The following is an 11,714-nucleotide window of genomic DNA, read 5'->3' as shown; positions in this document are numbered from 1 at the left end:
CAGCAGCTCTCGAGAGAAGGTCAGCATCGCGGCCAGTAATCCTCGCTGGCCTGCCTGAAGGCCGGCATGTCGTCCGGCCAGCGGTTGGCTTGTCGAAGATGGCGGCGTGCTGCATGTCGCGCGGATCGGCCGGCCATTCGTGCTGCAGGCGGTATTGCTCGAACATGCGGGTGTTGCGCGACAGGGGCTGGGCCTCCGGCGCCGGTATCCAGCCGCGATACCAGTCCGGTGTGGCCATGGCCGTGCGGCGCCCCGCCTTGTCGCGGGAGAAGAAGGCGTCGGCCTGGCTGAAGATGCCGTCCACCGTCGCCTGCGGCACGCCGTGACCCGCCAGGTAGAAGAAGCCGATCTCCTCACAGGCGTGCGCGATCTCGGCCGCCACCCGGCGGCGCGCGGCGGCGTCACCCGACAGGAAGGGCGCGAAGTCGATCAAGGGTAATTCAGCCAGGGAAATGGCGCTCGCGGCGGCAATATCGTCCGCGCTGCGTTCGCTTCTGCTCATTTCAACCTCCGAGACTATTAGTCGAGCCCGCCCCATCAGACCGCCGCGCCTCAAGGACGGACGGCCCACCCGTGATGATGATTACGGCAACACGGCAAGGCAATGCGGTGCTTTTTCCTGACGGCGCCGTGGCCGAATGATCACTGTTGTTATATCCGGCCGGCGCAATATTTGGTTCGGCAGGAAAATCACCGGTCAATCCTCTGGTGGAATTTCCACACGCAGACCGTCGTGGTCCGGCGTCAGCGTGATCTGGCAGGACAAGCGCGACGTGTCGCGGCGATGCGCGGACAGGGCCAGCAGGTCCTCCTCCTCCCCTGTCGCCACCGATGCCGGCTCGACGTAGACATGGCAGGTGGCGCAGGAACAGCAGCCGCCGCACATGGCCAGCAGTTCGTCGAAGCCATGGTCGCGCAGGCCCTCCATCAAGGTCATGCCCGCGTCCATCTCGACGGCGCGGCCGGTGCCGTCCCGGCTGACAACGGTGATGATCGGCATGGGTGTCCTTATCCCCCAGGAAAAAATGAAGCCAGGCGAGAGATGGAACCGGTCACGCGGCGGCGGCCAGGTCCTTCAGCGGAACGGTGATGTCCGCGACAACGGCGGGGTCACAGCGCGCGCCGCCCTCCACCAGGGCGCGGCCCTGGGTGTAGTCGCGGATGGCGTTGACGCAATCCAGCGCCACCACCCGGCCGGCGCGGAAATAGACAATGGAAAAGCTGCGCGCCGCCGGGGCGCCCCGGAGGACGGCGGTGTCATGGCCGGCCGACAGGCCCACCGTCTGCAGCTTCAGGTCATATTGGTTGGACCAGAACCACGGCACGGCGTGGTACGGCTCCGCGGCACCGGTCAGCGCCTTGGCCACGGTGATGGCCATGTCATTGGCGTTCTGCACCGATTCCAGGCGGATGCGCTGGCCGCCGGCATAGGCGTTGGCGTGCTGGGCGCAATCCCCGATGGCGCGGATGTCGGGCAGCGAGGTCCGGCAGAAGGCGTCGACCGCGACGCCGTCGCCGCCCTCAGCCCCAGCCGCCAGCAGCGGCTCCACCGCCGGGGTGATGCCGATGCCCACCACCACCATCTGGGCGGGGATCAGGGTGCCATCCCCCAGGCGCACGCCGGTGGCCTGGCGCCCGTCGCCGAGGATGGCCTCCACCCGCGCGCCCAGCCGGATGTCCACGCCCTGGGCGCGGTGCTCCCCCTCATAGAAGCGGGACAGCGCCGTTCCCGCCACGCGGGAAAGCACCCGATCCGCCTGTTCCAGCAGGACGACGCGCTTGCCCGCCGCGCGCAGCACGGCCGCCGCCTCCAGCCCGACATAGCCGCCGCCGATCACCACCACCTGCTCCACCGCCGGCAACTCCAGCCGCATGCGGTCGGCGTCCGCCCGGGTGCGCACGGTGTGGACGCCCGCCAGGTCCCCCCCGGCGCAGGCCAGCCGCCGGGCCTCCCCGCCCGCCGCCCAGATCAGCTGGCCATAGCCAAGGACAGCGCCATCGGCCGTGGTCACGGCGTGGGCCGCCGGGTCCACCGCCACCACCCGCCGCCCGGGCAACACAGTGATGCCCCGCCCCTCCCAAAAGGCGGCGGGTCTGATGAGGATGCGCTCGAAGGGCTTGGCGCCCGACAGGTAATCCTTGGACAGGGGCGGACGTTCGTAGGGCGGCTCCGGCTCAGCCCCGACGATGGCGATGCTGCCGGCGTAGCCGCGCTGGCGCAGGGTGATGGCCGCCTGGGCCCCACCGTGCCCCGCGCCGACGATCAGGACGTCGTGGTGCATGTTTCCTATCCGCCAAGCTGTGTCATAGCGCCGCCGGTCTGGCCTGCCGGGCGGTGCTGTTGATGATTACGGCAACGCAAGAGGCCGGGGCGGTGCTTTTTTCTACGAACACCGTGGCCAAATGATCACTTTTGCCGGCCTGGCCCGCGCATTAGTCATCATGGGGAACATGAGGGCTTCAAGGTCGGACGCATGGAACGGGCATTGACGGGCAAGGTGGCGCTGGTGACGGGGGGAACGCGGGGGCTGGGCCTGACGCTGGCCCGCACCCTGGTGGATGCCGGCTGCGCCGTCGCCGTCATCGGGCGCGATCCAAAAGCCGGCGCCGAAGCGTTCGAAAGCCTGCAGGCCCGGGGCGGCATGGCCTGCGCCTTGAGCGCCGACGTGACGGACGAACAGGCGATGACGGCCGCCGCCGCCGAGGCGGAGGCGCGCCTGGGTCCCCTGGACATCACCGTCTGCGCCGCCGGCGTCAGTTCCGCGCGCAAGCCGGTGTGGGAGACGTCCGCCGCGACATACCGCCACTGCTTCGACACCAATGTGCTGGGCGTGCTCAACGGCATGACCGCCACCCTGCCCGGCATGGTGGCCCGGGGTGGCGGCAAGGTGATCGTCATCGGCGGCACCTACGGCCACAAGGGCGTGGCGGGCTTCTCCGTCTACGCGTCCTCAAAATGGGCGCTGCGCGGCCTGGTGCGGTCCGCAGCATTGGACGCCGCCCCGCATGGCGTCACCATCAACATGATATCGCCAGGCGGGGTGGACGGCGAACGGCTGCGCCGTCTGTTCCGCCAGTCTGCGGCGGCCAATGGCGAGCCCGAGGACGCGCCGCTGAAGCGCTTCACCGCCGGCACGGCGCTGGGTCGGCTGGTCGGCGAGGACGACGTCGCCGCCGCCATGCTGCACCTTCTGGGCCCGGGCGGGCGTATGATGACAGGCCAGGACATCGTCGTCGACGCCGGCATGGTGATTTAATGCGGTTTGTATAGGGAGAGCATGAAAGATGAGTGATTTGACCGGCTTCCGGCGCGAAACGCAGATCCTGCACGCGGGCCGCGACCCGAAGGCCAATCACGGCGTCGTGAACCCGCCCGTCTATCATTGCTCCACCGTCCTGTTCGACAGCGTGGAAGCGCTGCTGGAAACCCGCAAGGACCGGGCCTCGGGCGCCTACGTCGGCTTCACCTACGGTCGTGAGGGCACGGAAACCACCCGCGCCTTCGAGGACGCCGTGACCCTGCTGGAGGGCGGCTACCGCGCCGTCACCACCTCCTGCGGCCTGGGCGCCATCTGCGCCTCGCTCACCGCCTTCCTGTCGGCCGGCGACCACCTGCTGATCGTCGACAGCCTATACGGCCCGGCCCGCGCCTTCTGCGAGGATTTCCTGCGGAAGTTCGGGGTGGAGATCACCTATTACCGTCCCACCATCGGGGCGGGGATCGAGGCGCTGTTCCAGCCCAACACCAAGGTTGTCTATCTGGAATCCCCCGGGTCCCTGACGTTCGAGATGACGGACGTGCCGGCCATCACCAAGCTGTGCCGGGCGCGGGGCATCAAGACCATCATGGACAACACCTGGGCCTCGCCCGTGTGCTTCCGGCCGCTGGAGCACGGCGTGGACGTGTCGGTCAACGCGGCCACCAAGTACATCTCCGGCCATTCCGACCTGATGCTGGGCATCGCCGTCTGCACGGAGGAAGCCTTCATCCCGGTGAAGAAGACGGCCTCCGGCTCCGGCTATTGCGGCGGGCCGGATGATGTCTACATGGCCCTGCGCGGCCTGCGCACCCTGGCGCTGCGCATGAAGCGGCACCAGGAATCGGCCCTACGCGTGGCCCTGTGGCTGCAGCAGCGCCCCGAAGTGGCGCGGGTGATGTACCCGGCCCTGCCCGACGACCCCGGCCACGCTATCTGGAAGCGCGACTACGACGGTGCCTCCGGCCTGTTCGGCGTGGTGCTGAACGCCTGCACCGACACGCAGTTCGCCGCCATGCTGGACCACATGGACCTGTTCAAGTTGGGCTACAGCTGGGGCGGCTATGAAAGCCTGGTGGTGCCGACATACCCGTCCGACCTGCGCTCCGCCGTCACGTGGGAGGCGCCGGGCCCCTCCCTGCGCCTGCATGTCGGCTTGGAGGATCCGGAGGATCTGATCGCCGACCTGGAGCGGGGCTTTGCCCGCCTGGCCGCCGCCCGCTGACCCCAGCCCTAGGAAAATTCCATGACCCTGATCGACATCACCGCCGGCGGTTTCCATTTCGCCGCCCGGCTGGAGGAAGAGCTGGCGCCCGTCACCTGCGCCCGTTTCCTGGCCATGCAGCCCTATGACGAGAGACTGATCCACGTGCGGTGGAGCGGCGAGGGCTGCTGGATCCCCATGGGCGACACGCCCTATGACCTGCCGTGGGAAAACGCCACCCGCTACCCGGCGCCGGGACAGTTCATCTTCTATCCCGGCGGCTTCAGCGAGACCGAGATCCTGCTGGCCTATGGCGGCGTCGCCTTCGCCAGCAAGCTGGGGCCCCTGGCCGGCAACCACTTCCTGACCATCGTGGAGGGCCAGGGGCAACTGCCCGCGCTGGGCCATAAGGTCCTGTGGGAAGGGGCGCAGCCCATCAGCTTCCGGCCCCGCGCATGATCCCCTCCTCCCCCCGGCATCCTTTCCTGGACGGCCAGCCCAAGGCCCTGTTCATCGGTGGCCGCTGGCAGGCGGCGGACGCGACGTTCGAGACGCTGAACCCGGCCAACGGCCAGGTGCTGGCCACCATCGCGCGCGGCACGGCGCGCGACATGGACGCCGCCGTCACGGCGGCCCGCGCGGCGTTCGAGGACGGCGCCTGGCCCCGCTTCTCCCCGTCCGATCGGCAGCGTCTGCTGTTGCGCCTGGCCGACCTGCTGGAGCGGAACGCGGAGGATTTCGCCCGCATCGACACGCTGGAGATGGGGTCGCCCATCCGGCACACGCGCGGCAGCGTGGCCCTACTGGTCGACCTGCTGCGCTATTACGCCGGCATGGCGCGGGGGATCGAAGGGCTGACGGCCCAGACCTCCGACCCCGACATGTTCGCCTGCACCTTGCGGGAGCCCGTGGGCGTCTGCGGCGCCATCATCCCGTGGAATGGGCCGCTGTGGCCCTCCGTGCTCAAGCTCGGCCCCGTGCTGGCCACCGGCTGCACCCTGGTGCTGAAGCGGCGGAGGACGCTTCCCTCGCCCCGCTGATGCTGGCCCGCCTGGCGGAGGAGGCCGGCGTGCCGCCCGGCGTCTTCAACGTCGTCACCGGTTTCGGGGCGGAGGCGGGCGCCGCCCTGGCCGCCCATCCCGGCATCGACAAGCTGGCCTTCACCGGCTCCGACACCACCGGCCGCGCCATCGCGGCGGCGGCCGGGAGCAATCTTAAGAAGCTGTCGCTGGAGCTGGGCGGCAAGTCGCCCAACATCGTCTTCGCCGACGCCGACCTGGACGCCGCGGCCCGCACCGCCGTCATCGCCGCCTTCGCCAATTCCGGCCAGGTGTGCAGCGCCGGCACCCGCCTGTTCGTCGAGCAATCCGTGCACCGGGAGTTCGCCGGCCGGGTGGCGCACATCGCCCAGACCTTGCGCATCGGTGACGGCATGGATCCGGAAACCGACCTGGGTCCCCTGGTCAGCGCCCGCCAACTGGCCCGCGTCTGCGGGCATATGGACGACGCCCGCGCGGCAGGCGCCACGGCGATCAGCGGCGGCGCCCGCCTGGACGGCGCCGGTTACGGCCAGGGCTTCTTCTTCCCGCCCACCGTGCTGGTGGACGCGCGCGACGACATGCGCGCGGTGCGGGAGGAAATTTTCGGCCCCATCCTGGCCACCCTGCCCTTCACCACCGAGGACGAGGTCGTCACCCGCGCCAACGCCACGCCCTTCGGCCTGGGCGCCGGGGTATGGACACGCGACGTGGGCCGGGCCCATCGCCTGGGCCGGCGTCTGCGCGCCGGATCGGTCTGGGTCAACTGCTACAACGCCATCGACCCGGCCATGCCGTCCGGCGGCATGAAGGCCAGCGGCTACGGCCGCGAATACGGCCGTGCCCACCTGGACGAACACCTCGAGACCAAGAGCCTGTGGATCAGCTCTCGCTGATCCAATCGGGGCCCACAGCGGCATGAGGGCAACCCTCATGCCGCTGATTCCCCATCACAGCCACTTGGCCACGGTAGGCTTCCGGAAGACCAGCAGCTGGTCGATCAGGCCGTCGGCGTCTGGGGCCAGGGCGATGCCGGCGCGATGTTCCGGCGGCAGGAAGCGCTGGGCGATCATGGTGTCGATGAACCCCATGAAGGCGTCGAAATAGCCACCGACATTCAGCAGGCCCACCGGCTTGTCGATGTCGCCCAGCTGGTTCAGGGTCCAGGCCTCCATGAACTCCTCGGTGGTACCGATGCCGCCCGGCAGGGCGATGCAGGCGTCGGCCAGGGTCAGCATCCGCTCCTTGCGCGCCCGCATGCCATCCACGATCTCATGCAGGCTTAGCTTCTGGTGCAGGTGATCCTTCTCGAACAGGCGGCGGGTGATGACGCCGTGGACGTGCCCGCCCTCCGCCAGGGCGGCGTCCGCCAGGATACCCATCAGACCCTTGTGCGTGCCGCCGTAGACGATGCCGATGCCCCGGCGCGCCAGCGTGGCGCCCAACTGGGCGGCGGCGTCCTTGTAGGCATCGCCCAGGCCGGTGTTCGACCCACAGAAAATCGCGATATTCTTCACCGTGCGCGTGGCGGTGGCAGGCGTTTCCGAACTCATGTCGTAAGGCATCCCTAGTGGAACGAGCTGTCAAAGCATAGGTCAGGGGCCGGGGCCTGTACAACGCGCCGGCAGGTTTGTTTCGGCATCGCCCTGCCGCCGTTTAGGCAACGGGCCCGGTGCCGCCCCGGGTGCATACTCAGGAAAACCACGCGGGCGCTTGACGCGACCTCGCGAATGACTGGCACGGGTCCCGCTTTCAACCAAACACTCAAACCGGCCGCGCGCGGGCACGAACCCGCGCGCGGCGCCGCATAGGGCCGCCTGGCACCAAGGAAGAACAGGAGCAACCGCATGACTCCCGAACAGAACGCGCTGATCACCCGGTCGGGCCCCGACACGTCGCTGGGCAAGCTGCTGCGCCGCTACTGGCAGCCCATCGCCCTGGTGGAGGAACTGGAGGGTGCCCGCCCCGCCAAGGCGGTGCGCGTGCTGGGCCAGGACATGGTGCTGTTCCGGGATGAGACCGGGCGCCTGGGCCTGCTGGACCGCGACTGCCCCCACCGCAATGCCGACCTGGCCTTCGGCCGGCTGGAGGGGGGTGGTCTGCGCTGCCTGTTCCACGGCTGGCTGTTCGACGTGAACGGCAATTGCCTCGAGACCCCGGGTGAGCCGGCGGGCAGCAAGCTGTGCACCCGCATCCACCAGCGGGCCTACCCGGTGGTGGAGAAGAGCGGCATGATCTTCGGCTATCTGGGCGACGGCGAGGCGCCGGCCTTCCCGGATCTCGACTGCTTCATCGCCCCCGACAGCCACGTCTTCGCCTTCAAGGGCTATCTGGACTGCAACTGGCTGCAGGCGCTGGAGGTCGGCATCGACCCGGCGCACGCCAGCTTCCTGCACCGCTTCTTCGAGGATGAGGACGCGGCCGGCAGCTATGGCCGCCAGTTCCGCGCCCAGTCCGCCGACAGCGACATGACCATGACGCAGGTGCTGCGGGAGTATGAGAACCCCGACATAGCCGTGGAGAAGACGGACATCGGCCTGCGCCTGACCTCGCTGCGCGCGCTGAACACCGGCGACACCCATGTCCGCGTCACCAACCTGCTGTTCCCCCAGGCCTTCGTCATCCCCCTGTCGGAGACGATGACCATCACCCAGTGGCACGTGCCCATCGACGACGTCAGCTGCTACTGGTACGCCGCCTTCACCGGCTTCGCGGAGCCCGTGAACAAGGAGGAGATGCGCCGCCAACGCCTGCAGCTCTACACCCTGCCCGACTACAAGCCGCGCCTGGGTCGCCACAACGACTACGGCTATGACGTGGTGGAACAGCGCAGCCGCACCTACACCGGCATGGGGGAGGACATCAATGTCCACGACCAGTGGGCGGTGGAAAGCCAGGGCCGCATCCAGGACCGCACGCGCGAGCACCTGGGTACGACCGACAAGGCCATCGTCGCCTACCGCATGATGCTGATGAGCCAGATGCGCAAATCCGATCAAGGCGAGGCGCCCTTGCTGGTGCTGGACGCCGCCGGGGCGGCCGCTGTCACCGGCCCCGCCACCGTGGACGGTGTCGCCAAGGCGGGCGAGGACATCCAGGCCTATTGGCAACGCACCGATGCCCGCCGCCGGGCGCAGGCGCCCTGGGCGGCGCCCGTGAAGGCCAGCGCCTGATGCCGGCCTTCATCGAACGCCACGGCCTGTGGACGGACGACCAACGGCGGCAGGCGGAGGAGGTGCTGGGCCACCTCAAGGGCGGGGAGGTGCGGCAGGTGCGCCTGTCCTTCCCCGACATGCACGGCCTGCTGCGCGGCAAGACGCTGCTGCCCGGCGCCGTGCCGGGGGCCCTGCGCGACGGCTGCGCCATCACCTCCACCCTGTTGCTGAAGGACACCGCCCACCGCACGGTGGTGCCGGTGTTCACGGCCGGGGCCGGCATCGGCAGCGCTGACCTGCAGGGCGGCGGCGACGTGGTCATGGTGCCCGATCCCGCCACCTTCCAGCACCTGCCCTGGGCACCCGGCACCGCCTGGATGATGTGCGACCTCTACCACGCCGACGGCAGGCCGGTGGCCCTGTCCACCCGGCGGATCGCGCAGGCGGCGGCGGCGCGGCTGGGCGACCTGGGCTTCGACTATATCAGCGGGCTGGAGGTGGAATTCCACCTGACCCGGCTGGTGGATCCCAAGCTGGCCCCTGCGGATTCCGGGCAGCCGGGCACGCCGCCGGAAGTCACCCTGCTGCACCAGGGCTACGCCTACCTGACCGAGCAGCGCTTCGACCAGATCGAACCGGTGCTGGACATCCTGCGGCGCGACTGCCTGGCCCTGGGCCTGCCGCTGCATTCGCTGGAACTGGAGTTCGGGCCCAGCCAGTGCGAGTTCGTGTTCAGCCCCGGCGGCGGCATCCAGCCGGCCGACGACATGATCCTGTTCCGCAACGCGGTGAAACAGATCGCCCGGCGCCACGGCTACCACGCCAGCTTCATGTGCCGGCCGCAGCTGCCCAACGCCATGTCCAGTGGCTGGCATCTGCACCAGTCCTTGCGCGACCGCAAGACCGGCGCCAACGCCTTCGCGGCTGAGGACGGATCGCCCCGGCTGTCCCACACCGGCCGGCTGTTCCTGGCCGGCCTGCTGCGTGGTGCCGCGGCCGCCACGCCCTTCAGCACCCCCACCATCAACGGCTACAAGCGCTACCGCGCCAACAGCCTGGCGCCCGACCGGGTGGCGTGGGGGGAGGACAACCGCGGCGCCCTGCTGCGCGTGCTGGCGCGTGGGGAACCGGGGGCCACCCGCATCGAGAACCGCATCGGGGAGCCGGCGGCCAACCCCTATCTCTACCTGGCGTCCCAGATGCTGACCGGCCTGGCCGGCATCACGGCCGGGGAGGAGCCGCCCCCCGCCGTCGACAGCCCCTACATGGCCGAGGCCGACGCCCTGCCCACCAGCCTGGAATCCGCCCTGGTCCTGCTGGACCACAGCGCGGTCCTGCGCCAGGGCTTCGGTGACGCCTTCGTCGATCATTTCCTGATGATCAAACGCGCCGAGGTCGCCCGCTACAACAGCACGGTGACCGACTGGGAACACCGCGAATACTTCGATCTCTTCTGAAGGTCCCATCCGTTCCATAAGGAAGCGCCCCGGTCGCCTGGCCGGGGCGTTTTCCTTTGTGCGCAAGCGGCGTCACGGCAGTCGGGACCGCTTGCGTTTCCTGTGAGCAGGCCATACACTGAACCGCATGGTTCAGTATTTAGATCTTCCCCTCGACCTCTCGTTCGCCGCGCTATCCGATGCCACCCGCCGTGGGATCATCGAACGGCTTGGGCGCGGGGCCGCGTCGATCACCAGTCTGGCCGATCAGTTCCAGATGACGCTGACCGGCATGAAGAAGCACATCCAGGTTCTCGAGCGGGCGGGGCTGGTGGTCACGCGGAAGGTCGGACGGGTGCGGACCTGCACGCTGGGCAACCGTGGCCTCTCGGCGGAGGCCGCGTGGATCGAGGCGCATCGCAAGCTCTTCGAGGCCCGCTTCGACGCGTTGGACGACATCCTCAATGAAATGAAACAGGAGGAAGGCGATGACTCAAAACGTTGACGGCGCCGGTGGCGCGCGGAACCCCACCTCGGTCGAGCGCAAGGGCGATCGCGAACTGGTCGTGACCCGGATATTCGACGCGCCGCCGGGCACGGTTTACAAGGCTTGGAGCCAGCCGGCGCTGTTCCAGCGCTGGTGGGTGCCGAAATCGGTACCCGGCATCTCGCTGGTGTCATGCGATCTGGACGTCCGGACCGGGGGAAAGTACCGGCTGGAATTCGCCGCCGGCGATTCCACCATGGCCTTCCACGGCAAGTACCTTGAGGTGGTGCCGAACGAGCGCATCGTCTGGACCAACGACGAGGGCGAAGAGGGCGCGATCACCACCGTGACCTTCGAGAACCTCGGCGGCAGGACGCTGCTGACCTTCCACGAAGCCTATCCGTCCAATGAGGCGCTCGAGGAGGCGCTCCAGGGCTCGGCGACGGCATTGCCGGAGCAGCTGGATCAGCTCGGCGACTTGCTTCCCAGCATGGACGCGTAGTGCTGGTCTAAAAACTCACCTCAAGGGAACGTCCGCTCTCAATACCAACGGCATGAGTTTGTAACTCATGCCGTTGTAGGACGCGACCGCGTCCGCCGGAAGTTTCCGGGGAACGAAGTGGACTGGAAACTGAGGATAGCCAAGGGGCGGATGCCCCGCCGGCGCCTGAGGCCGCTATAAAGTCGCCCCGCCGTCGATGACCATCTCCTGGCCGGTGATGTTGCGCCCGCCGGGACCCACCAGGTACAGGACCATGGCGACGATGTCCGAGGGCTCGCTGGGGCGGCCAAGGGGAATGCCCATGTTGGCGACGTAGCGGGTCAGCGCCTCATCCTCGCTGACGCCGTCCTGCTCCGCCCGGGCGCGCCAGGCGGCCTTCATGCGGGGCACGGCGACGGGACCGGGGGCGATGTAGTTCACCGTGACGCCATCGGGCCCGGCCTCCAGCGCGGCACTGCGCGACAGGCCGCGCAGTCCCCACTTGGAGGCGCTGTAGCTGGACCGGCCGGCGCGGCCGCGCATGCCGTGGTTGCCGCCGATGTTGACGATGCGCCCGCCCTTGGCCGCCCGCATGACGGGCAGCAGGCGTGACAGCACGATGAAGGGCGCCCGCAGGTTGGTGGCGATGACATTGTC

The 11,714-nt window shown here is 68.9% G+C and carries 12 protein-coding genes and 1 pseudogene; 8 read left to right on the top strand and 5 right to left on the bottom strand.

From position 1 onward, the window contains the following. The 3 genes from I55_RS00670 to I55_RS00660 all read right to left on the bottom strand — a co-directional run. The coding region (locus I55_RS00670) for a 2-oxoglutarate and iron-dependent oxygenase domain-containing protein (RefSeq protein WP_044558490.1) at nt 1–502 on the bottom strand (502 nt) is incomplete at its 3' end. 195 nt (nt 503–697) lie between these two features. Further along, complete coding sequence (locus I55_RS00665; protein WP_044558488.1) at nt 698–1,000, bottom strand: 2Fe-2S iron-sulfur cluster-binding protein; 303 nt, start codon at nt 998–1,000, stop codon at nt 698–700. A 52-nt stretch (nt 1,001–1,052) separates the two neighbouring features. Next, on the bottom strand, nt 1,053–2,282 hold the full coding sequence (locus tag I55_RS00660) for an NAD(P)/FAD-dependent oxidoreductase (protein WP_044558486.1): 1,230 nt from the start codon (nt 2,280–2,282) through the stop codon (nt 1,053–1,055). Between the two features lie 192 nt (nt 2,283–2,474). Here I55_RS00660 and I55_RS00655 point away from each other — a divergent pair, with 192 nt between their 5' ends. The 4 genes and pseudogenes from I55_RS00655 (at nt 2,475) to I55_RS00640 (ending at nt 6,394) form a co-directional block, all read left to right on the top strand. Further along, a complete protein-coding gene (locus I55_RS00655) occupies nt 2,475–3,257 on the top strand; it encodes an SDR family NAD(P)-dependent oxidoreductase (protein ID WP_044558485.1) in 783 nt (260 codons plus the stop codon). A gap of 28 nt (nt 3,258–3,285) precedes the next feature. Then, nucleotides 3,286–4,482, top strand: coding sequence for a cystathionine beta-lyase (metC, locus tag I55_RS00650; RefSeq protein ID WP_044558484.1), 1,197 nt, complete (start codon nt 3,286–3,288; stop codon nt 4,480–4,482). Nucleotides 4,483–4,503: 21 nt separating this feature from the next. After that, nucleotides 4,504–4,920, top strand: a complete 417-nt coding sequence (locus I55_RS00645) for a DUF3830 family protein (protein WP_044558483.1) — start codon at nt 4,504–4,506, stop codon at nt 4,918–4,920. Then, nucleotides 4,917–6,394, top strand: a pseudogene (locus I55_RS00640) (aldehyde dehydrogenase family protein). Before I55_RS00645 ends, I55_RS00640 begins: the two are co-directional and overlap by 4 nt. Nucleotides 6,395–6,448: 54 nt before the next feature. On the opposite strand, the gene I55_RS00635 reads toward I55_RS00640, so the two are convergent. After that, a complete protein-coding gene (locus I55_RS00635) occupies nt 6,449–7,051 on the bottom strand; it encodes a TIGR00730 family Rossman fold protein (RefSeq protein WP_252180964.1) in 603 nt (200 codons plus the stop codon). A 294-nt stretch (nt 7,052–7,345) separates the two neighbouring features. On the opposite strand from I55_RS00635, the gene I55_RS00630 reads away from it, so the two are divergent. From I55_RS00630 to I55_RS00615, 4 genes are all read left to right on the top strand, one after another. Then, a complete protein-coding gene (locus I55_RS00630) occupies nt 7,346–8,671 on the top strand; it encodes an aromatic ring-hydroxylating dioxygenase subunit alpha (RefSeq protein WP_044558481.1) in 1,326 nt (441 codons plus the stop codon). Further along, complete coding sequence (locus tag I55_RS00625) at nt 8,671–10,110, top strand: glutamine synthetase family protein (protein WP_044558491.1); 1,440 nt, start codon at nt 8,671–8,673, stop codon at nt 10,108–10,110. Before I55_RS00630 ends, I55_RS00625 begins: the two co-directional genes overlap by 1 nt. A 127-nt stretch (nt 10,111–10,237) precedes the next feature. Further along, the gene (locus tag I55_RS00620) at nt 10,238–10,594 is read left to right on the top strand and encodes a helix-turn-helix transcriptional regulator (RefSeq protein ID WP_044558480.1); all 357 of its coding nucleotides are present in this window, start codon (nt 10,238–10,240) and stop codon (nt 10,592–10,594) included. Further along, nucleotides 10,578–11,078, top strand: coding sequence for an SRPBCC family protein (locus I55_RS00615; protein ID WP_044558479.1), 501 nt, complete (start codon nt 10,578–10,580; stop codon nt 11,076–11,078). The genes I55_RS00620 and I55_RS00615 overlap by 17 nt, the downstream gene beginning before the upstream one ends. Nucleotides 11,079–11,252: 174 nt before the next feature. On the opposite strand, the gene I55_RS00610 is transcribed toward I55_RS00615, so the two are convergent. Further along, a partial coding sequence (locus I55_RS00610) for an SDR family NAD(P)-dependent oxidoreductase (RefSeq protein WP_044558478.1) occupies nt 11,253–11,714 on the bottom strand: 462 nt, incomplete at its 5' end.

This window comes from Azospirillum sp. B4 (assembly GCF_000333275.1).
GTDB lineage: Bacteria > Pseudomonadota > Alphaproteobacteria > Azospirillales > Azospirillaceae > Nitrospirillum.
This window is presented reverse-complemented; position numbering and strand designations above follow the sequence as displayed.